Source organism: Sphingobium sp. WCS2017Hpa-17 (assembly GCF_031843765.1).
GTDB lineage: Bacteria > Pseudomonadota > Alphaproteobacteria > Sphingomonadales > Sphingomonadaceae > Sphingobium.
In genome coordinates this window covers 36,767-55,213 of the sequence record NZ_JAVTIV010000007.1, presented here as the reverse complement: position 1 = coordinate 55,213, position 18,447 = coordinate 36,767, and the positions used below count along the sequence as shown (strand labels likewise).

Genomic DNA, 18,447 nt, shown 5'->3' with positions numbered 1-18,447 from the left:
GACCATATGATCAACCGGCCGCGCCCTCGTCTTGCGTGGCCGCCCCATAACGAACCCGAGGAGTTCCGCCATGGCCTTTGTTCTGCCTGATCTTCCCTACGCCAAGGACGCCTTCGGCGATATCCTGTCGGTCGAAACCTTCGACTTCCATCATGGCAAGCATCACAATGCCTATGTCGTGAAGGCCAATGAACTGGTCGCCGCCGACGCCGCACTTCAGGGCAAGTCGCTCGTCGAACTGATCAAGACCGCCAAGGGCGGCCTGTTCAATCAGGTCGGCCAGATCTGGAATCACACCTTCTACTGGAAGTCGCTGTCGCCGGTGAAGACCGCGCCGACCGGCGAACTGCTCGCCAAGATCGAAGAAGCCTTCGGTTCGGTTGACGCGCTGATCGAAAAGCTGAAGGCAGAGGCCGTCGGCCATTTCGCCAGCGGCTGGGCCGCGCTGATCCTGAAGGACGGCAAGCTGGAAGTGACCAGCTATCATGACGCCGACACCCCGGTCGCGCATGAAGGTCATGCCCCGCTGCTGATCCTCGATGTGTGGGAACATGCTTACTATATCGACTATCGCAACCTGCGCCCGGCCTATGCCGAAAAGCTGCTGAAGGAAGCGATCAACTGGGACTTCGCGGCCCAGAACCTCGACGGTGAAGGCGCCAGCCGCGCCGACCAGCCGGCCTGATATCGGAAAGGGGCCGGCCATCGTTGATGGCCGGCCCTTTCCACATCTGCAAAAGAAGTGCGATCAGGCCGCTTCCAATTGGGTGACGAACTGGTCTGCGGCCCGTTGCAATATCTGAGCCGTCTGCGACAGGCTTGACGCCGCGCTGGATACTCGACCGGACAGGCTCTCGGTATCGCGTGCCACATCCGCCACATCGCCCATTTGCCGCGTCATGCTGACAGCATCCTGGGCCGTGTCACGCGCCGATTCTCCGATCGCACTGGTCGCATCCCGCTGATCGGCAACTGCGCGCTGGATGGCATCCGCTGCCCCCGCCAATTGCTCCACTGTGCCCGCCACTTCAGACAGCGCCTCCCGTGCCACACCGGCGCCCTGCCGCGCCGACCATGCCAGGGCATGAATCTCGCCGGTGGCATTAGCGGTCTGACTCGCCAGCTGCTTGACCTCGCCTGCCACTACCGCGAAACCCCGGCCAACCTCCCCGGCCCGCGCCGCCTCAATCGTGGCATTGAGCGCCAGCAGGTTCGTCCGGGCGGCAATTTCGTTGATCGAATCGGCGAAGCTTGTAATCGAAGTGGTCCGCCCTTCCAGTTCATGGACGGCCTGATGCCCCGTGGTCGACACACGCTGCGCCTCGCCGCCCAGCACAGCCTGCTGGTGCGAAGCCGACGCGATCGCCGCAATGGATTCCGACAATTGCTCGATCCGCCGTGCCAGCACGGCGGCATTGGCGGAAGACTGCTCGGCGATCGCCACCGTTTCCTCCGTACCGGCGCTCGCGCGCTGGGCAAGCTTGTTGAGCTGCCGCGCGGATTCATCCAGTTCCTGCGCTGCCGCACCGACCGACCCGACGATTTCCGACACCGATTGCCTGAAGTCCTGTACCAGGGCCAAGGTCGCCGACCGTCGTTCCGCTGCCATGCGGGCCTTGTCGGCCTCCTGCTGCGCACGCAACTGCGCGGCGCGTGCATCCATATCCCGACTGGAGGTCATCGCGGCTTCGGCGGCATCGCGCCCCTTTTCCGCCTCCTGCGCCAGTGCGCCAGCATGCACCACATGGCCATCAAGCGCCAGCAGCATCGACCGCAGTCGAACCGTCAGATAACAGAGCACCGCTGCCTGCAACACTACTGCAACGGCATGGATCGCCACCCGTCCGACATTGGCCTGATCGGGAAAAACCCATGCCGGCAGCACGAAATTGAGAATGAGGTGATGCACCGCCGTCAACGATGCAGCCAGCAGGATCGGCCGCCAGTCATAGAGCAGCGTCAAGCCCGCCAGCGCCACGAAGAAGAACATGTGGCCATCCATCTGCCAGCCATGACCGGACAAGAGGTAAAGGCCGATCGCCGGCTGCACCGCCGCCAGCGTCCCCATTGCCAGTCGCGCTTCCAGATCCTCGCGCTGGCGCAGGATCCGGATGGTCGGCAATATGTTCACAAGCGCGGACAGAAGGAGCGCGCGTCCACCATGTTGCACGCCTAGAAACAGCCCGCCCAGCCCGATCGCTACGGTCCACCACCAGCTAGCGAACAACAGGATGCGCAGGCCCTGCAATCGCAACCGGTCAAGGCTGGTCATGGCGCTCATCAGGCGATCGCTCCGCAACCGCCCATTTGCGCCGACAGGGCGATCACGCCGCGACGCAGCAGTACGGGCGCCAGCAGATCGCGCTCACCTTCCACCAGTAATGATCCCGGCCATGGTCCCTTGGCTACCAGCCGCGCGCCCTGCGCGACCGCGACCTGCGCCAAAGCCGCTTCCGCCTCATGGGTCAGCGGCAGCAATAACATCCGGCCGCTGGCAGGCGGAACGGCATAAAGGCCAAGCAGACCAAAAAGGATCAAGGCACATTGCGCGGCCAGAGGCAGACACCGCCGAAAGGATGCGAAAAGAGGCATTGCCTCCATTTAGGCGGGATAGGTAAGAATTATATTAAGGATGGGTTGCGTTGCCCAGCCCCAGCGCTTCGGTCAGTTCATCCAGATCGGCGCCGGGCCGAACGAGCAGCCAGTCGCGGCTGGCAGCGCCATCCACCACCGTCACCGCGCCCCTTGGGCAAACACCCAGGCAATTGACTTCCACTATGCCGGCTGCCGCTTTGCGGCCCTTCTTCAACGACAGATGCTTGCGCAATGCCTTGGCCAGCCGCTCGTCACCGCCCGGTCCGAAACCGCCGTCCAGTTTCTTGGAACATTTGCGGCAAACCAGCACCACATTGGACCAGTTGGACCGGACCAGATCCTTCAATCCACCGCCCCCCGCGGCTTCCAGGTGCGTCGTTCTTCCGCTGCGCGCAGCACCTCATAGGCCGCCTGAATCGCCTGGAAACGCACCGCAGCGTCGCTGTCGCCCGGCTTCACATCGGGATGATATTCCTTTGCCAGCCGCCGCCAGCTCTTCTTGACCGCGTCGAACCCGGCATCATCTTCCAGTTCCAATGCCTTGAGCGCATGCAGTTCGTCGCGCGACCGGCTGCCGTCGCCGGGGCCTCCCCAGCTATGATAGGCACTGGACTGATAGCCACCAGCGTCGCGCCGCTCGGCCTTTTCCCGCGACGCACGTTCTTCGTTGTCCAGGCCCTGAAAATAATCCCAGTTGCGGTTATATTCACCCGCATGTTCGGGGCAGAAATACCAGCGTTCCGGGCTGTTGGGGGATTTGGGCGCGGGGCAGTCGCCCGGCTGGTCACAACCATAGCGGTCGCACATGCGCACGCGCTGCGCCTCACGCGCGGCCCCATAGGCACGCCAGCGGGGAAAGCCCCAGTCATTGGATCGGCTATTTCTTGCCATTGCCCCGAATTAGGGAAGGTGCGGCCGGAAAGCCAGCCCAGCCGCCGATTTTGCGGCGGAAAATGCCAGAGGGCCTGTAAGCCGGGTTCTGTCCACCCCGATTAAGGGGATAGGCGACCATTCCTCTAGGGACCGGATTGCTCCGTTCCTCAAGCGACCAACCCGGGCGATCTCGGTCGAAACAGACCTAGCAGTCGAAACTGCGCGCCGCCCCTATTCGGTCTTGCTCCCGGTGGGGTTTACCGTGCCGCCTTGCGTTGCCGCAGACGCGGTGCGCTCTTACCGCACCCTTTCAATTTCACCCGACCGAAGTCTTAGGGCCGAAGCCCTGGGCGACCTGCTTTCTGTTGCACTGTCCCTTGGATCACTCCAGCCGGTCGTTAACCGGCACCGTTATTTCGTGGAGCCCGGACTTTCCTCGCCGTGGAAGTTACCCGCCACGCCGCGGCCGCCCGGCCCTCTGGCGGCATGGGCCTTAGACCGATTTTCCCGTCCCGTCATCCCGCTTATTCGTCCCCGCGGGGCTTTGGCAGCAACAGCGCCAAAAGGATGGCGCGACATTCGCCGCAAATGACCCCGTCGATCAGTTCCGGCCGGAAACGGCGCTGGAATGCGACCACCGCCGCCTTGGGATCGGCAATGTCATAGCCGAACCGTTCGAGCGCCAGCATGAAGCCGCTGTCGGTCCATTGCGGGTCCATCAGATTCTTGGTCGGGCGCGGCAGTGCCAGCCGCAGTCGCGCCAGTTGCCCCCAGGGGAAGAGTTCGCCCGGATCCTGCTTGCGCGCCGGCGCGATGTCGCTGTGGCCCACGATATTGCCGCGCGTGATCTTGTGCCGCTGGACGATGGCGTGGACCAGCGGGATCAGCGAGCCCATCTGGGTTTCCGGGAACGGACGATAGCCCCATTCATGGCCGGGATTGACGATCTCTATGCCGATACTGGCTGAATTGATATCGTCCACGCCGCGCCAGTGCGACCGGCCCGCATGCCAGGCGCGCTTGGCCTCATCGACCATGCGGATGACCTGACCGTCTTCCGTCACGACATAATGAGCGGATACTTTCGATTCCGGATTGGCGAGCCAGTTTATGGCGCTCGCTGCGTCGGGCATGCCGGTATAGTGCAGCACCAGCATCGTGATCGGCAGGCTGCGATCGTCGAAATTGGGCGACGGCGTATCGATCATGGGCATGTCGGTCATCGGAAAAGGCCAGTCACTTGCAGCGGCTCGGTCATCGCACCCTTCCGGCCCGCCCCTCTGGCGGCCTGCACAGGACCATGGCCGAGACGGGCGCAGCAATCAAGCAGGGTTAATGCGGATGAACCGGCTTCATCCGGCCCGCCGCACCGATCCACCGACGCAAGGGGCCATCAGCGCCTTGGGCGCATAGCCGCCACGAAAATCGGGATGGGGCAGGAAATCGTCACCCTGGCCTATCACCGTCTCACCTGCCCCCAGAAGCAGTACCGATCCGGCATGGCTGTGCCGGCCGAGCAGGCGCAATACGGCACCGCGCCGCTCGGGCGTGAAGTAGAGCAGCACGTTGCGACACAACAGCAGATCATATTCGCCGGACGGCGCACGCGGATCGAATAGATTGTCGCGGCGGAAATCAATCATGCGGCGCAGTTCGGAATTGGCGCGCCAATCCTCTCCATGTGGTTCGAACCATTTGATGAGGTCGCCCACGCCCAGACCGCGCTGCACATCCATTTGCGAAAATACGCCCGAACGCGCCTGTTCGATCGCAGCCGTGGAAATATCGGTCGCCAATATCTCGATTCGCCACCCCTGCCAGCGTTCGGCATCGTTGCGCAGCCGAATGGCCAGCGAATAAGCCTCCTGCCCGGTCGAACAGCCCGCGCTCCATATACGCAGCGTCTGGTCTTGCCGTTCCTCATGTATGCGCGGCAGAATCTGGCGATGGATCATGTCGAAAATCTGAAGATCGCGGAAGAAGCTGCTCTCATTGTTGAGCAATGCGTTGACGACATCCTCGTCCAGTCGGGGATCGCGCTTGCGCAACAATGTCGCAGCCAGATCGTCGATCGTCTGGAATCCGTGCGCGCGCAACACCGGACGCAACGCGGTTTCCATCCGCCAGGCGCGGCCTTCCGACAGCACTTGACCGGTGCGCGCTTCCAGCAATCCGGACAAGATACGGGCAGCCCCCTGAAAGGCAGCAGCGCCTGCGGGTGGCAAGGGCATCAGGCAGCTACCTTGCCACGCCGGGCAACGAAATTCATGATCGCCAGCGGTTCCATCACCCCACAAGTCAGCCCTGCGCCGGCCACCGATCCCGGCATGCCCCATACGACGCTACTCGCTTCATCCTGTGCGACGACCCAACCGCCAGCGGCCACGATCTCGCGCGCGCCCAGCGTACCGTCGCGGCCCATACCGGTCAGGACGATGCCGGCCGCGCCGGCGCCATAAATCTCCGCCATGCTGGCAAACATCGGGTCGACACCCGGCAGGTTGCCCGCCGGCGTCCGCTCGGGATTGAGCAGGATCACCACCCGGCCATGCAGGCTACGGCGCAGCTGGATATTGGCATCGCCCGGCGCGACATAGACAGTATCGGGCGCCAGCACATCGCCGGTTTCCGCCACCTTCACCTTCAGGCTGGTCATGCGCGACAACTGCTGCGCAAAATAGACGGTGAAGCTGGCGGGCAAATGCTGAGTCAGCAGTACCGGTACGCCTAATGGCGCCGCCAGCCCCTGAAACAACTGGCCCAGTGCGTGAATACCACCGGTAGAGGCACCGATCCCGATACAGGCGAGTGGCGCGCCGGCTGCATCGACCGCGACCGGCGGCATCACGCGCGGCAACGGCGCCGCCGCAGGCCGATCGCCGAACAGACGGTTCAACCGATCAATCAGGGCTTGGGGGAATTGTTCGCCGAAACTGCCACTCCCCGGCTTGGACACGATATCACTGGCACCCAGCGCCAGTGCTTCGATCGCGGCGGCACTCCCCTCCTCGCACTTACCGGAGAGGATCGCGACCTTGACGGAAGGATTGGCGCGCAGGATTTGCGGCAACGCAGCCAGACCGCTCTGTCCCGGCAATTCGATGTCGAGCAGCACCAGATCAACAACATGGTCCGCCAGATAGCCCAGCGCATGTTCTGCACTGTTCGTCTTTTGAACGACACTGTAGCCTGGATCGGCATTGAGGATGCGTTCGATTACCGTGCGCACCACGACCGAATCGTCGACGACCAGCGTCCGCACGACGGGGCGTGCATCGCCATGGCTGGTCATTATCGGCATCATCGCGGTCATCACGGGGCTTTCTGCGCGGAAGGATCAACGGAAAATCAGCGGCACTCCTGGATCAGCGGACAATATGGCCGCTAGATCACACCGACGATCGCCAACTTGCTCTCCAGCGTTTCCCGGTCGAACGGCTTCATCACATATTCGTCGGCCCCTGCCTCGACTGCGGCCTTGATATGGCTGATGCCATTTTCGGTGGTGCAGAAGATGATCTTGGGCCGCGCCGCCATCTTGGCGCTCGACAGCGCCTGGAGAAATTCCATGCCGCTCATCACCGGCATGTTCCAGTCGAGCAGTACGACATCAGGCGGCGAAGCCTCACACTGGGTCAGTGCATCCTGCCCGTCTACCGCTTCGCTCACCGTCAGGTCCAGCGATTCGAGGATATGGCGTGCCACCTTGCGGATGACCTTCGAGTCGTCGACGACCAGGCAATTCTTCATGAAGCGTCCCTTAGATTTATGCGTCCCGTTGCGTCGGGCTTAACCAGCAAAGGCGAGGATTTGGTAAACAAGATCGAATGGATCAGGCGGCTTGCGCAAGCGCCCCCCCCTCGATGAAGGCAGCGAGCGACACGAGCAGCCAGGGATGCCCCTCATGCTCCACCAGCGCGCGGGCATAAGGCGCCCAGGCCGGATCAAGCTGCCCTCGCAGTGGCAGGGCGCCTTCCGGTACGCGGCAGATATCCGACACGCCATCGACCATCAGGCCATAGCTGTGACCGCTTATGTTCGCGATGATCGCCAGACCGCGTTGCTCGACCGGCGTTGCTTGCCCGCGAATCAACGCTGCAACGTCGATGATAGTGAGCACGCGGCTGCGCAGGGCGGACAAACCTGCGATATGTGCACCCATGCCGGGCACCGGTGATATGTCGGTCAGGCGGACGACTGCCTCCACCTCTCCGGTTTCAACGGCGATCCGCGTGCCTGCCAGCGTTGCGAGAAGATAAAGCTGATCCATGGGCTTTGTCCTTATCCCCGCCGACCGGCGATCGCCGCCATCAACGCATCCTGATCATAGCGGTATATGCTGCCATCCTGCGGCCCTGTGGGACGGGGCGACGCGCGCAGATGAACGACGCGGCATCCCATGATTTCCGCGGCCTGCGCCGCATCGGCCTCCGTGCAGAGCACGACATCCTCGGGATCGACCAGAGCATCACCAGGCAGGCCCAGCAGTACCTCATGCCCCGCCTGCCGCAGCAGCGGCGCCAATATCTCGCGTGTCCAGCCGTCATTGCTGTCGGCCAGCAGACAGCGGCCCCGCACCCGTTCGACCATCGCCTCTTCGGGCAGGGCTGCGAACAGAGCGAAGGGGTTGATGACTTCCAGATGCTCGCCCTCGATCACGGCGACGCCGCTCAGCATGCCGTGCATCGCCACCATGTCGGGTACAGCGGGCATCTGGACGATATCCAGCACGGCCGCGACCGGATAGCAGGCTTCGCGCCGATCATCGCGCAAGCGCAACGCCGATACCTTGTCCCGGTCAAACTGCGACAGGCCGTTGGCCACCGGCACCAGACGTCCGTCCAGCCGCACGAAAGCGCGTCCACCCGACCGGCCGAACAGGCCTGCGTCAATATCCTCTACCCGCTCGATCAGCGACAGTTTCAGCAGGCGCCGCTCGCCCGACAATTCCTCGAACCGCAACGCAGCGACCATTTCGACGCCCGTTTGCGCGTCGGCCTGCTCCTCCTGCTGCCGCGCCGCCCGGTCGTCGATGATGTTGGGCAGACGCGCCGCATTGGCCAGGCCCGCCGCGTCCAGCAGCAGCATCGGCTTGCCATTGTCGGGCAGCGTCATGCCGGCATAGACGCCCGTCGCCATCACCAGCGGCGAAGCAGGACGAATCACCAGTTCCTCATGATTGTCGACCGCCGACACGCCCATGGCGAAGGGCACGCCGGTCGCCGACCGTACCACCATGATCGCACGTGGCCCCTGCTGCGCCGGCTTTTCCATGCCCAGCACATCCTCCAGATCGACCATCGAATGACGCACGGCGCGGATCGTCGCGATCTTCGCGCCGCCCACTTCGCTGACCTGCAACGTCTCGTTATTGTCGTGTAGGATCTCGACCACTGCCGCGCGCGGAATGGCGAAATGCTGGCCGCCAGCACGCACGATCAGGCCGGGGATGATGGTCAGGGTCAACGGCACACGCAGCGTGATGCACAGCCCCTGCCCCGGCTGGTTGTCCAGCGCGATGACGCCGCCGATCCGCTCCACATTGGCGCGAACCACGTCCATGCCGACGCCCCGGCCGGAAATAGCCGTCACCTTGGCAGCGGTCGACAGACCAGCGTGGAAGATCAGATCCAGCCTGTCCTGCTCGGACATGCGCGCAGCCGCATCGGGCGTCAGCCGCCCGGCTGCGATCGCCTTGTCCACCAGCCGGGCCGTATCGATACCCGCGCCATCGTCGGCGATGGCGATGACGATCTGGTTGCCCGACTGGCGCGCCTCCAGCCGCAGCCGGCCCGTTTCCGGTTTGCCGGCGGCGCGGCGCTTGTCCGGCGTTTCGATGCCATGGTCGATGCTGTTGCGCACGATATGGGTGAGTGGGTCGACGACCATCTCCACCATTTCGCGATCCATCTCGACATCGCCGCCTTCAAGGCTGAGGTCGATTCGCTTGCCCAGTTCCCGACCCAGATCGCGCACCATGCGCGGAATTGCCGCGAACAGACGATCTACCCGCTGCATCCGGGTCTTGGAAATCACGTCGCGCATGTCGGCAACGCAGGTCGACAAACGTTCGAACACATTGTCCAATTCGGGATCAGCCGACCGCTCGCGCAGTTTGCGCGACAATTCGTTGCGCGCCAGCACCATATCCGACACGCCGTTCATCAACTGGTCGATCAGGCTGAGCGGCAGGCGAATGGTGCGCGGTCCGGACTGCGCTCCGCCGCATCGCGCCACGGCGACGGGCGCAGCCTCGACCACCACCTGCTCCGGCTCCTCACCCCGCGCGCTCAGCGCGCCAATCAGGAAATCGTCATTCTCGCTCGGCAGCGCAGCGCCGATCGCCACCGCCTCGGTCAACTCGCCGATCCTGTCCATGATGCCCAGCACGGCGCTGACGGTCGCGGGATCAGGGCGGCGATTGCCGGCGCGGATTTCCGACAGCACATCCTCCGCCGCATGGCTCAGCCGCTCGAATCGCGGCAGGTTGAGAAAGCCGCAACTACCCTTCACTGTATGGAAGAAGCGAAAGATGGCATCCAGCCGGTCCCGGTCCGATGGATCGGCCTCCCAGGCGACGACTTCACCAGCCAGAGCCTCCAGCGTCTCCTGGGTCTCGGATATGAATTCCTGTAATAGTTCGTCCATGCCTCAAGGCCCCAAGGTGCGCGCTTCGGCACCATTGCGACGACGTAGTTAAGGGGCCGTTAAAGCTGCGGCGAACGGTGGAACGGAGTAAAGAAAAGGGCGCCGCGGAAAACCGCGACGCCCCTGAAAGCCTGGCTTTTGCGCCGGTGCTTACTGATGCTTCTCGACTGCGTCGCCGGCCTTTTCGCCTGCTTCGCGGGTAGCATCAGCCTTGTTTTCCAGCGCATCGGCAGCGTTCTCAGCCGCATTTTCAGCATTGCCGGACAGGTTGTCGGCCATGGCTTCCATATTGTCGGCCTGATTGTCGAGCGCATCCGCCTGATTCTCGTATGCATTCTCGACCTTGTTTTCCTTGGCGGAATCGCATGCGGACAGTGCGACAAGGCTGGCAAGGCCCAGAACTGCGACGAAAGTTTTCACGGCGTTATCTCCTGTTGCGCCCCCTCTAGGGCATACATCATTTGGCACCGGGTCGTGGCGGCATGCCGCCGCCTCAAACCCTGACGCCGATCAACCGGCCGTACGCCTGATGGTTCCCGTCGCAGGCTCGCTTCGTCGCATAAACGGTTATTTTTTGAGCGAATCCCGGATTTCGCGCAGCAGCACGATGTCCTCCGGCGTGGGCGCAGGCGCGGCCGGTGCGGGTTCCGGCTTAGCGGTCAGCTTGTTCATCACCTTGACCAGCAGGAAGATGATGAATGCCAGAATGATGAAGTTGACCAGCACGGTCAGAAACTGGCCCCAGCCGAACATGGCGACGCCCGCCGCCTTCAGGTCGGCATAGCTGGTCGGATTGCCCTTGAAGTCGGCAGGCAGGTCGCCCAGCCGCAGGAAATAGCCGGAGAAGTCCGCACCGCCGAAGATATAGCCGACCACTGGCATGATCAGGTCATCGGTCAGCGACTTGGTGATGGTGGCAAAGGCGCCGCCGATGATGACACCAACCGCCAGATCCATCACATTGCCGCGATTGATGAACGTCTTGAATTCGGAAACCAGCCCCATGGTGTAAGCCCCTTATACCATTTGCGATGATGAATGACTGCATGGCCCGTTGCGCCGCCGGGGGCAACGTCCTATTTCAACAGCGAAACAAAGCCGAGGATGTTCCATGTCGCTGATGCGTCGTTTTGCCACCGTGCTTCTGCCGATCGTCGGCGCACTCACCCTGTCCGCCTGCGGCATCAACAGCGTGCCGGCTGCAGAGGAAGAAGCGAAGGCCAAATGGGCCGACGTTCAGGCACAATATCAGCGCCGCGCCAATCTGGTCGACAACCTCGTCGCGACGGTGAAGGCAGCGGGCAAGCTAGAACAGGATACACTGGTCAAGGTGACCGAAGCTCGTGCCAAGGCTACCTCAGTGCAGGTCAATGCAGAAGACCTGTCCGATCCCGCCAAGGTTGCGCAGTTTCAGGCCGCGCAAGCCCAGTTGAGCCAAGGACTTGGCCGTCTGCTCGCCTCGGTCGAAGCCTATCCGGATCTCAAGACCAACGAGAATTACCTGCAACTCCAGTCGCAACTGGAAGGCACGGAAAACCGCATCGCCGTCGCGATCCGCGACTATAATGGCGCGGTACAGGCCTATAATACCCGCATCCGTACCTTCCCCGACGCGATCGGCGCGAAGATCATCCATGGTGCCAAGCCCATGACCCCGTTCCAGGCCACGACGCCCGGCGCGGAAGAAGCGCCGAAGGTCGACTTCGGCAACTGAACGACAAGCCGGTGACGGTCCGTTCTGCGATTCTGATGGGCCTGATGCTGCTTGGCGGCTTCGGCGCGGATGCGCAGGCGCCGAAGGCTGCGATGGAACTGACGGGACGGGTAGTCGATCAGGCCAATCTGATCGACGCTGGACTGGAGAGCCAACTGACTGCCCGCCTTCTCCGGTTGGAAAGAGAAACGGGTGTGCAGATGGTCATTGCAACCACGCCTTCTCTGGGAGGACGGACGATCGAAGCCTATAGTCTGGATCTGGCCGATGCTTGGGGTGTCGGCAGCAAGAAACGCAACTACGGCCTTGTGCTGCTGGTGGCGCCGGTCGAACGCAAAGTGCGAATTGAGGTCGGCTACGGACTGGAAGCCGTAATGACCAATACGCTTTGCGATCAGATTATTCAGCGCTTTATGATGCCACATTTTCGCACGGGCGACATGCCGGGCGGAATCCTGACAGGAACCCAAACCATCATTTCGGCGATAGCCAAACAACACCCAGCACAACGGAAAGCCGCATGAAATTGATGCGCGCTCTGCTCCTGATGCTCGCCCTGATGGCGCTCGTACCGTCAGCCTGGGCGCAGAGCTTCCCCAAATTCGACGACAAGGGCGTGGTCGATGCCGCGAACCTGCTCGATCCCGCGCAGGAGCAGGCGCTCAGCGCCAAGCTGATCGCGAAGAAGCAGGCGAGCGGGCGTTCGCTGGTCGTGGCGACCATCCCCGATCTTCAGGGTTATGATATTTCCGACTATGGTTATCGGCTGGGTCGCGATTGGAAGATCGGCGACAAGGACAGCAATGGCGCGCTGCTGATCATCGCCCCTGCCGAACGCAAGATCCGCATAGAGGTCGGCTACGGACTGGAAGGCGTGCTGACCGACGCCGTCACGTCCCAGATTATCCGCAACGCCATCAGCCCGCGCTTCAAGGCGGGCGACATGGCAGGGGGCATCAATGCGGGCGTAGACGAAATCACTGCCCTGCTCGTACTTCCCCCCGATGAGGCAAAGGCACGCGTGGCGGCGGCAGAGGCGGCCGCCCGCAAACAGGATGATGGCGGCGGCGGCATCATAGCCTTCTGGATCATCCTGTTCATCGTCTTCTTCGTCGCTCTTCCCCTTCTGTCACGCGCCAAGGGCGGCAAACGCTATCGGCGTGGCGGCGGCAGCGGGCCGATCATCATTTGGGGACCGGGCGCTGGTTCGGACTGGGGAGGTTCCTCCGGTTGGGGTTCTGGCGGCGGCGGTTCCAGCTGGGGCGGCGGCGATAGCGGCGGCGGCTTTTCGGGCGGCGGCAGCTTCGGCGGCGGCGGCGCATCGGGGGATTGGTGATGCAGCTTCATCTGTCGAAAGCCGACCATGACCTCGTCTCCAGCGCCGTTGGGGAAGCGGAGGCGCATACCTCTGGCGAGATCGTCACCATCGTCGCGGGGCGGTCCGACAATTACCATGATGTCGGCCTCAGCTGGGCGGCGGCGGTCGTGTTCATAGCCCTTGCCCTAATGGCCGCCTTCCCGGCGCATCTGCGCGTCTTCCTCTCGATGCTGCTGCTCGACTGGGACCATGAACTGGCTGACTGGAAGCTGCTGATGGGGCTGCTCGGCCTCCTCATCCTCAAATTCCTGATCGTGCGCTATCTGCTGGCGATCATGCCGCTGCGCATGCTGGTAACGCCGCGCGCGACCAAGGCGCGCCGGGTCAGGCGCCGCGCCATATTGCTATTTCGTACCGCTGCCGAAGCGCGCACCCGTGGCCGCACCGGCGTTCTCATCTATCTCTCGCTCGACGAACATCGCGCCGAAATCGTCGCCGACCGCGCCATCAATGCAAAGGTAGCACCGGAGGCATGGGGCGATGCGATGGCTGCACTGATCGACGCCATCCACGACGATCGTGCGGGCGAAGGGCTGGCGGCGGCCGTGCGGCAGGTCGGGCTGGTGCTGGCCGCCCATTTCCCCCGCGCGGACGATGATATCAACGAACTTCCCGACAGGCTGATCGAATTATGACCGACCCAGACCGGACCGCTCCTGAAGAAGTGATGTGGACGGGCCGCTTCATCACCGCCAAGAAACGCGGAAAATGGGAATATGTCGGGCGAGCGCGCGGCATCCATGCCGCCGTCATACTGGCGATCGACGAGGCGGAGGATGGCCGCCATGTCCTGCTGGTCGATCAATATCGCGTGCCGCTCGGCCGGCGCTGCATCGAACTGCCCGCCGGTCTGGTCGGCGATCACGACCAGGGCGAAGATTCCAGCTTTGCCGCCGCGCGCGAGTTGGAGGAAGAGACTGGCTTCTTACCCGGCCGCCTCGAATCGCTGGGTGAATATTATAGCTCGCCCGGTATGGTGTCGGAAAGCTTCACCCTGTTCCGCGCCCATGATCTGGTGAAGACCGGCGAAGGCGGCGGGGTAGAGGGCGAGGATATAGTGGTCCATCGCGTTCCCCTCGCAACATTGGATGACCATATCGCCGACTGGCGCGCGCAGGGCTACGCTATGGACGTCAAACTTCTCTTGCTACTGGGCGCCGGCATGGTGGCCTGATCAGGGCACCCGATACCAGGCCGCCACCCGATCCAGCGCAAGCGTCAGCACCAGCTTGCCGGCGCGGCTGGGCCAGCCCAGCGCCCTTTCCGCTGCAATCAGCCCCTCTCCAGCGCAAGCAACCCGCCACAATATATCGGCCAACCCCGGTCCGGCCGCCTTGATCGCCCCATCGAAACGGTCACGCGCTGCGAGTTGAGCCAATGTCGGATCACCCTGACGCGCCGCCATGCGCTCGCCCCGAGGAGCGCCGTCCCAACACATCGTGACCCGCGCGCCCAGCCCAGCCTTCTCCCAATCCCGGCGCAGCAGATCGCCAGCCACATAATGCTGCTCGCTCAGATGACCACGCGCATGCAGCCATGCGATCGGCGATTCACCAATATGTACCATCACAGACTGGATGCGTCCGTCCGGATCCTCGATCATCTGCTCGATAAGAGTAGCGGCCACAGATATCTCCTTGCTTGCAGGAACATATGCAGGGGCTTGCCATGTGGGATAATCTGTAGGAAAGAGAAAACCAAATAGGTTCTTATGCAGGATATGGGATGATCACGCGCATCCGCGAGGTTCGCAAGGCAAAGGGGCTGACGCTGGAGCAGGTCGGCCTGCTCTGTGATCCGCCTACCACGGCGCAGACGATCGGGCGACTGGAAACCGGCACCCGTACCGTGTCCGTCAAATGGCTCAATCGCATCGCCTTGGCACTGGGCGTGACGACCGCCGAACTGGTCGCCCTTCCGGGGCAGTCTGCGGTGCCGGTCGCCGCCCTGCTCGGCCCGGATGGTGCCCGCGCGCCCGCCCGCCCACTTGCCTTTCCTCCGCCGGTCGCATCGGACGGCATGGTCGGTGTCCATGTCAACGCCAGCATCGGCGACTATCGCAACGGCGACGCTATCTGGTGCAGGCGCATCGCGCCGGACGAATTTGGCGGCGCGCTCAACCGCGACCTGCTCGTGCCTCGCCCCGCTGGCCGTTTCCTGTTTGGCCGCTTGATCGGCCGCGAAGGCGATCGGCTGCAATTGCTGCCGCTGGGGTCCGGTGCACGCCAATTGGTGCTGACCGATCCGCCATGGGCCGCTGTGGCGGTGCAACTCGTCCGACGCCTCTAGCCAAGCCCGCGCGGGGCTGCTTAACCATCCGCTAAAGACTATACAGCGAAAAGAGAGGCCATGGCGCTCAACGTCCTCATGCTATCGACCCTCTTTCCCGACATCAGCCGACCCAATTTCGGCGTGTTCGTGGAACGGCAGGCCCGCGAACTGGCCAGCCGCGAAGAAGCCGACGTCACCGTACTTGCGCCGGTGGGCCTGCCGCCATGGCCGCTGTCGCTTGCCAGCCGCTACGCCCCGCTGCGCGCGCTGCCACGCAAGGAACGCTGGCGCGAACTGACCGTCTATCGGCCGACCTTTCCAATCATCCCCAAATTCGGCGGGCCGACCAATGTCGGCGCCATGACCCGTGCCATCCTGCCACTGGTCCGACGGCTGCATGCAGAAAAGCCGTTTGACGTGATCGACGCCAGCTTCTTCTTCCCCGACGGCCCGGTCGCCCAACGGCTGTCGAAAGCCCTTGGCATCCCCTATTCGGTCAAGGCGCGTGGCGCTGATATCCATTATTGGGGCACGCAGCGTAGCACCCGTAAGATGGTGTTGCAGGCTGCGGAGGGTGCCTCCGGCCTGCTCGCCGTATCGGAAGCCATGCGCCGCTCGATGGGGAGGATGGGCATCGACATGGACAAGGTGCGCGTCCATTATACCGGTGTCGATCTCGATACGTTCGAGGCGGGCGACCGCGACGCGGCCAAGGCAGCACTCGACTTCAGCGGCCCGGTGCTATTGTGCGTCGGCGCGCTCATCCCGCGCAAGGGCCAGGACCTTCTGGTCAAAGCGCTGCCGCAATTGCCCGACGTGACATTGCTGCTGGCAGGGCAAGGCGCCTTCCGCCGCACGCTGGAAAATCTGGCGCAGGAACTGGGAGTCGAACGCCGCATCGGCTTTCTCGGCTCTGTGCCGCATCACAAGCTGCCCCGCATCTACACCGCTGCTGATATCATGGTGCTGCCGTCCGAATCGGAAGGGCTGGCCAATGCCTGGGTGGAATCGCTTGCCTGCGGCACCCCGATCGTCATCACCGATGTCGGTGGCGCGCGCGAACTGCTGGATCGGCCCGAAGCTGGCCGGATCGTCGAACGCGAACCCGATGCGATTGCGCAAGCTGTGCGCGCGATACTGGATAACCCGCCCGCCCGATCGACCGTGCGGGAAACCGCACTACGCTTCACCTGGGCTGCCAATGGCGACACCCTGCTCGCCCATCTTCAGGAAATCGCGGAAAAATCCTGATCCAGCGGCCAAAGCAGCCGCGCGCGCCCATCGGTCGTCGGAAAATGGCCGCCATCGAACGGCACATCGCCCCAGCGCCATGGCGTCAATTCGTCATAGGCCGGATTGGAAATGGGCGCGTGCCGCTTGAGGTTGAGCAGCCGATCGCCCTGATTGCGATAGGCAGTCAGTCGCACATGTTCTCGATAGATGTCGGCTGGCCGCTCATAATGGAAGGCGTCTCCCCACCCCATAGTTTGGGCAAGTTTCGTGAAAATCCACCAGTCCGGCCGGGCGTCTCCCGGTAGCGGCAACAGCCTGCGCTGGCGGCTGATCAGCCGATCGCTCGCCGTTACCGTCCCGTCCTTCTCAACCCAGACAGGTGCGGGGAACAGAATGTCGAAATCCTCCACGCCCCGCGCCCATACCGTGCTGCAAAGCGCAAAGGGAACAGCGGCCCGCGCCTCCCGCAACCAGGAATCTGCTGCTGCATCCGGGCCGATACTCCACAATGCCTTGATGCGCCCATCCCGTATCGCCTCTAGCAACGCATCGCCTTCATGCCCTGGCCCGTCAGCCAACCGTCGCGCGCCCCAGAAACGACCGACATCGTCCAGCGCATCCGGCGTGAAGAAGCGATGGGCCGCCAGATGCCCCGCCGCACACCCCACTTCCCGCGCGCCCATGCCGTTGGCGCTGCCGGTCAGCAGAAATGGCGTCGAACCAGGGCGCGCAATGCGTCCCGTCGCCACATGCAGATTGCAGGCGGCTGCCGCTGCTCGCTGGCCAGCATGACTGCCGACCAGCGTCACCAGCCGGTCCGTCGCCATGACCTCTTCATAAAAGGCCCGAATCGTTGCGGGCGACAAGCCGGAAAGGCGCGCAATCGACCACAGGTCATGCCCTTCCGCGATCGCTGCCCAGGTGACATCGGACGCCACAGCCTGACCATCGCATCCGCCCATGTTCCGGCAATGCAGCAAGGCTCCGGTCAGCAGAAGATCGACACTGCCCGGCGTGACGGACAGACGCAGATCGGCATCGACATCCCCGCCATCCTCTCCGTCCGTCAGCAAGACAAGGCGAAGCCGCTGTTCCTCCCGCGCCGCCTGCACGCGCTCCAGCAGCACGGGATGATCCTGCCCGATCCGTCCTCCGACCAGCAACACCGTCTGCGCCCGCTCGATATCCTCGATGGCCGCCGGCATGACATCCTCGCCAAAGGCCGCCTGCTGAATCGCCGCCAGATCCGTCGGGCCACCGCCCGACACATGAATATGGGCCGACCCGAAAAAGCCTTTCATCAGCTTGTTGGCGACATAATAATCCTCGGTCAGCAGCCCGCCCGACACATGCAGCGCGATGCTGCCCGGTCCGTGCCGCGTCATGATCGCCGTCAGTTTGCGCGCGGCGTGGGCGATCGCCCGGTCCCAGCCAACCTGCCGGCTGCCCAGCATGGGATGCAGTAGACGCCCGTCCAGTGCCGTCTCGTTCAACCCCCGGCCGCGCGCGCATAGTCGCCCGCCATTGACGGGATGGACCCGATCACCTTCGATCACGAGGTCACGGCCATCACGCACCACGGCCCGGACCCCACAGCCCACGCTGCACTGGCCGCACTGACTGCGAATGATCGTCATCTCAACGGCAGAAGCTGGAAAGGGCGGAAGGCGCCATCATGAACATCGCCTAGCCGATCGCCGCATCGAACAAAAGCGCAAGACTGTCGATATCCGCT

22 protein-coding genes and 1 other RNA gene are annotated in these 18,447 nt (G+C 63.3%); 8 read left to right on the top strand and 15 right to left on the bottom strand.

Annotated features, from left to right (window positions below; translation table 11 throughout):
- Nucleotides 1-70: 70 nt before the first annotated feature.
- Nucleotides 71-685 (top strand): superoxide dismutase, encoded by a 615-nt coding sequence (locus RQH62_RS12260; protein WP_311269038.1) that lies wholly within the window; start codon nt 71-73, stop codon nt 683-685.
- 63 nt (nt 686-748) lie between these two features.
- Here RQH62_RS12260 and RQH62_RS12255 read toward each other — a convergent pair whose 3' ends face one another.
- From RQH62_RS12255 to mscL, 13 genes are all read right to left on the bottom strand, one after another.
- A complete protein-coding gene (locus RQH62_RS12255) occupies nt 749-2,281 on the bottom strand; it encodes a methyl-accepting chemotaxis protein (RefSeq protein ID WP_311269037.1) in 1,533 nt (510 codons plus the stop codon).
- Entirely contained in the window at nt 2,281-2,538 is a 258-nt protein-coding gene (locus RQH62_RS12250) for a hypothetical protein (protein ID WP_311269036.1), read from the bottom strand. The genes RQH62_RS12255 and RQH62_RS12250 overlap by 1 nt, the downstream gene beginning before the upstream one ends.
- Before the next feature lie 88 nt (nt 2,539-2,626).
- On the bottom strand, nt 2,627-2,965 hold the full coding sequence (locus RQH62_RS12245; RefSeq protein WP_311269155.1) for a (2Fe-2S) ferredoxin domain-containing protein: 339 nt from the start codon (nt 2,963-2,965) through the stop codon (nt 2,627-2,629).
- Nucleotides 2,938-3,486 carry a J domain-containing protein gene (locus RQH62_RS12240; RefSeq protein WP_311269035.1) on the bottom strand — a complete coding sequence of 183 codons (549 nt, stop codon included), beginning with the start codon at nt 3,484-3,486 and terminating at the stop codon, nt 2,938-2,940. Before RQH62_RS12240 ends, RQH62_RS12245 begins: the two co-directional genes overlap by 28 nt.
- A gap of 61 nt (nt 3,487-3,547) precedes the next feature.
- Nucleotides 3,548-3,950: RNase P RNA component class A (rnpB, locus tag RQH62_RS12235), an RNA gene on the bottom strand.
- A gap of 42 nt (nt 3,951-3,992) precedes the next feature.
- Nucleotides 3,993-4,691: an N-acetylmuramoyl-L-alanine amidase gene (locus tag RQH62_RS12230; RefSeq protein WP_311269034.1), complete on the bottom strand. Its 699-nt coding sequence runs from the start codon at nt 4,689-4,691 to the stop codon at nt 3,993-3,995.
- Between the two features lie 129 nt (nt 4,692-4,820).
- Nucleotides 4,821-5,699, bottom strand: coding sequence for a protein-glutamate O-methyltransferase CheR (locus RQH62_RS12225; protein WP_311269033.1), 879 nt, complete (start codon nt 5,697-5,699; stop codon nt 4,821-4,823).
- Entirely contained in the window at nt 5,699-6,781 is a 1,083-nt protein-coding gene (locus RQH62_RS12220) for a chemotaxis protein CheB (RefSeq protein WP_311269032.1), read from the bottom strand. Before RQH62_RS12220 ends, RQH62_RS12225 begins: the two co-directional genes overlap by 1 nt.
- 71 nt (nt 6,782-6,852) lie before the next feature.
- On the bottom strand, nt 6,853-7,218 hold the full coding sequence (locus tag RQH62_RS12215) for a response regulator (protein WP_056683968.1): 366 nt from the start codon (nt 7,216-7,218) through the stop codon (nt 6,853-6,855).
- An 82-nt stretch (nt 7,219-7,300) separates the two neighbouring features.
- Complete coding sequence (locus tag RQH62_RS12210) at nt 7,301-7,738, bottom strand: chemotaxis protein CheW (RefSeq protein WP_311269031.1); 438 nt, start codon at nt 7,736-7,738, stop codon at nt 7,301-7,303.
- 11 nt (nt 7,739-7,749) lie between these two features.
- Entirely contained in the window at nt 7,750-10,116 is a 2,367-nt protein-coding gene (locus RQH62_RS12205) for a chemotaxis protein CheW (protein WP_311269030.1), read from the bottom strand.
- 150 nt (nt 10,117-10,266) lie between these two features.
- Nucleotides 10,267-10,536, bottom strand: coding sequence for a hypothetical protein (locus RQH62_RS12200; protein ID WP_311269029.1), 270 nt, complete (start codon nt 10,534-10,536; stop codon nt 10,267-10,269).
- Nucleotides 10,537-10,683: 147 nt separating this feature from the next.
- A complete protein-coding gene (gene mscL / locus RQH62_RS12195) occupies nt 10,684-11,121 on the bottom strand; it encodes a large conductance mechanosensitive channel protein MscL (RefSeq protein ID WP_184270139.1) in 438 nt (145 codons plus the stop codon).
- A 106-nt stretch (nt 11,122-11,227) separates the two neighbouring features.
- Between mscL and RQH62_RS12190 the strand changes: the two genes are divergently transcribed.
- From RQH62_RS12190 to RQH62_RS12170, 5 genes are read left to right on the top strand one after another with little or no spacing between them, the layout of a single operon-like run.
- Nucleotides 11,228-11,830 (top strand): LemA family protein, encoded by a 603-nt coding sequence (locus RQH62_RS12190; RefSeq protein ID WP_311269028.1) that lies wholly within the window; start codon nt 11,228-11,230, stop codon nt 11,828-11,830.
- 35 nt (nt 11,831-11,865) lie between these two features.
- Nucleotides 11,866-12,354 (top strand): TPM domain-containing protein, encoded by a 489-nt coding sequence (locus RQH62_RS12185; protein WP_311269027.1) that lies wholly within the window; start codon nt 11,866-11,868, stop codon nt 12,352-12,354.
- Nucleotides 12,355-12,356: 2 nt separating this feature from the next.
- Nucleotides 12,357-13,166: a TPM domain-containing protein gene (locus RQH62_RS12180; RefSeq protein ID WP_405053546.1), complete on the top strand. Its 810-nt coding sequence runs from the start codon at nt 12,357-12,359 to the stop codon at nt 13,164-13,166.
- Nucleotides 13,166-13,843, top strand: a complete 678-nt coding sequence (locus RQH62_RS12175) for a hypothetical protein (protein ID WP_311269025.1) — start codon at nt 13,166-13,168, stop codon at nt 13,841-13,843. The genes RQH62_RS12180 and RQH62_RS12175 overlap by 1 nt, the downstream gene beginning before the upstream one ends.
- Nucleotides 13,840-14,382 (top strand): NUDIX hydrolase, encoded by a 543-nt coding sequence (locus RQH62_RS12170; RefSeq protein ID WP_311269024.1) that lies wholly within the window; start codon nt 13,840-13,842, stop codon nt 14,380-14,382. Before RQH62_RS12175 ends, RQH62_RS12170 begins: the two co-directional genes overlap by 4 nt.
- Here RQH62_RS12170 and RQH62_RS12165 read toward each other — a convergent pair whose 3' ends face one another.
- Nucleotides 14,383-14,835, bottom strand: coding sequence for a DUF6456 domain-containing protein (locus RQH62_RS12165; RefSeq protein ID WP_311269023.1), 453 nt, complete (start codon nt 14,833-14,835; stop codon nt 14,383-14,385).
- 98 nt (nt 14,836-14,933) lie between these two features.
- Here RQH62_RS12165 and RQH62_RS12160 point away from each other — a divergent pair, with 98 nt between their 5' ends.
- Together RQH62_RS12160 and RQH62_RS12155 are read left to right on the top strand one after the other, a co-directional pair.
- Nucleotides 14,934-15,497, top strand: a complete 564-nt coding sequence (locus RQH62_RS12160; RefSeq protein WP_311269022.1) for a helix-turn-helix transcriptional regulator — start codon at nt 14,934-14,936, stop codon at nt 15,495-15,497.
- 60 nt (nt 15,498-15,557) lie between these two features.
- The gene (locus RQH62_RS12155) at nt 15,558-16,730 is read left to right on the top strand and encodes a glycosyltransferase (protein WP_311269021.1); all 1,173 of its coding nucleotides are present in this window, start codon (nt 15,558-15,560) and stop codon (nt 16,728-16,730) included.
- On the opposite strand, the gene RQH62_RS12150 is transcribed toward RQH62_RS12155, so the two are convergent.
- Nucleotides 16,706-18,349: a molybdopterin-dependent oxidoreductase gene (locus RQH62_RS12150; RefSeq protein ID WP_311269020.1), complete on the bottom strand. Its 1,644-nt coding sequence runs from the start codon at nt 18,347-18,349 to the stop codon at nt 16,706-16,708. The genes RQH62_RS12155 and RQH62_RS12150 overlap by 25 nt on opposite strands.
- Nucleotides 18,350-18,447: the final 98 nt, after the last annotated feature.

Bases quoted from the DNA above. Each gene is read 5' to 3' on its own strand.
- RQH62_RS12150 (WP_311269020.1), bottom strand. From the start codon at position 18,349: ATGACGATCATTCGCAGTCAGTGCGGCCAGTGCAGCGTGGGCTGTGGG.
- RQH62_RS12210 (WP_311269031.1), bottom strand. From the start codon at position 7,738: ATGGATCAGCTTTATCTTCTCGCAACGCTGGCAGGCACGCGGATCGCC.
- RQH62_RS12215 (WP_056683968.1), bottom strand. From the start codon at position 7,218: ATGAAGAATTGCCTGGTCGTCGACGACTCGAAGGTCATCCGCAAGGTG.
- RQH62_RS12240 (WP_311269035.1), bottom strand. From the start codon at position 3,486: ATGGCAAGAAATAGCCGATCCAATGACTGGGGCTTTCCCCGCTGGCGT.
- RQH62_RS12190 (WP_311269028.1), top strand. From the start codon at position 11,228: ATGTCGCTGATGCGTCGTTTTGCCACCGTGCTTCTGCCGATCGTCGGC.
- RQH62_RS12185 (WP_311269027.1), top strand. From the start codon at position 11,866: ATGGGCCTGATGCTGCTTGGCGGCTTCGGCGCGGATGCGCAGGCGCCG.
- RQH62_RS12220 (WP_311269032.1), bottom strand. From the start codon at position 6,781: ATGACCGCGATGATGCCGATAATGACCAGCCATGGCGATGCACGCCCC.
- RQH62_RS12255 (WP_311269037.1), bottom strand. From the start codon at position 2,281: ATGAGCGCCATGACCAGCCTTGACCGGTTGCGATTGCAGGGCCTGCGC.
- RQH62_RS12160 (WP_311269022.1), top strand. From the start codon at position 14,934: ATGATCACGCGCATCCGCGAGGTTCGCAAGGCAAAGGGGCTGACGCTG.
- RQH62_RS12205 (WP_311269030.1), bottom strand. From the start codon at position 10,116: ATGGACGAACTATTACAGGAATTCATATCCGAGACCCAGGAGACGCTG.
- RQH62_RS12175 (WP_311269025.1), top strand. From the start codon at position 13,166: ATGCAGCTTCATCTGTCGAAAGCCGACCATGACCTCGTCTCCAGCGCC.
- RQH62_RS12230 (WP_311269034.1), bottom strand. From the start codon at position 4,691: ATGACCGACATGCCCATGATCGATACGCCGTCGCCCAATTTCGACGAT.
- RQH62_RS12170 (WP_311269024.1), top strand. From the start codon at position 13,840: ATGACCGACCCAGACCGGACCGCTCCTGAAGAAGTGATGTGGACGGGC.
- RQH62_RS12225 (WP_311269033.1), bottom strand. From the start codon at position 5,699: ATGCCCTTGCCACCCGCAGGCGCTGCTGCCTTTCAGGGGGCTGCCCGT.
- mscL (WP_184270139.1), bottom strand. From the start codon at position 11,121: ATGGGGCTGGTTTCCGAATTCAAGACGTTCATCAATCGCGGCAATGTG.
- RQH62_RS12260 (WP_311269038.1), top strand. From the start codon at position 71: ATGGCCTTTGTTCTGCCTGATCTTCCCTACGCCAAGGACGCCTTCGGC.
- RQH62_RS12155 (WP_311269021.1), top strand. From the start codon at position 15,558: ATGGCGCTCAACGTCCTCATGCTATCGACCCTCTTTCCCGACATCAGC.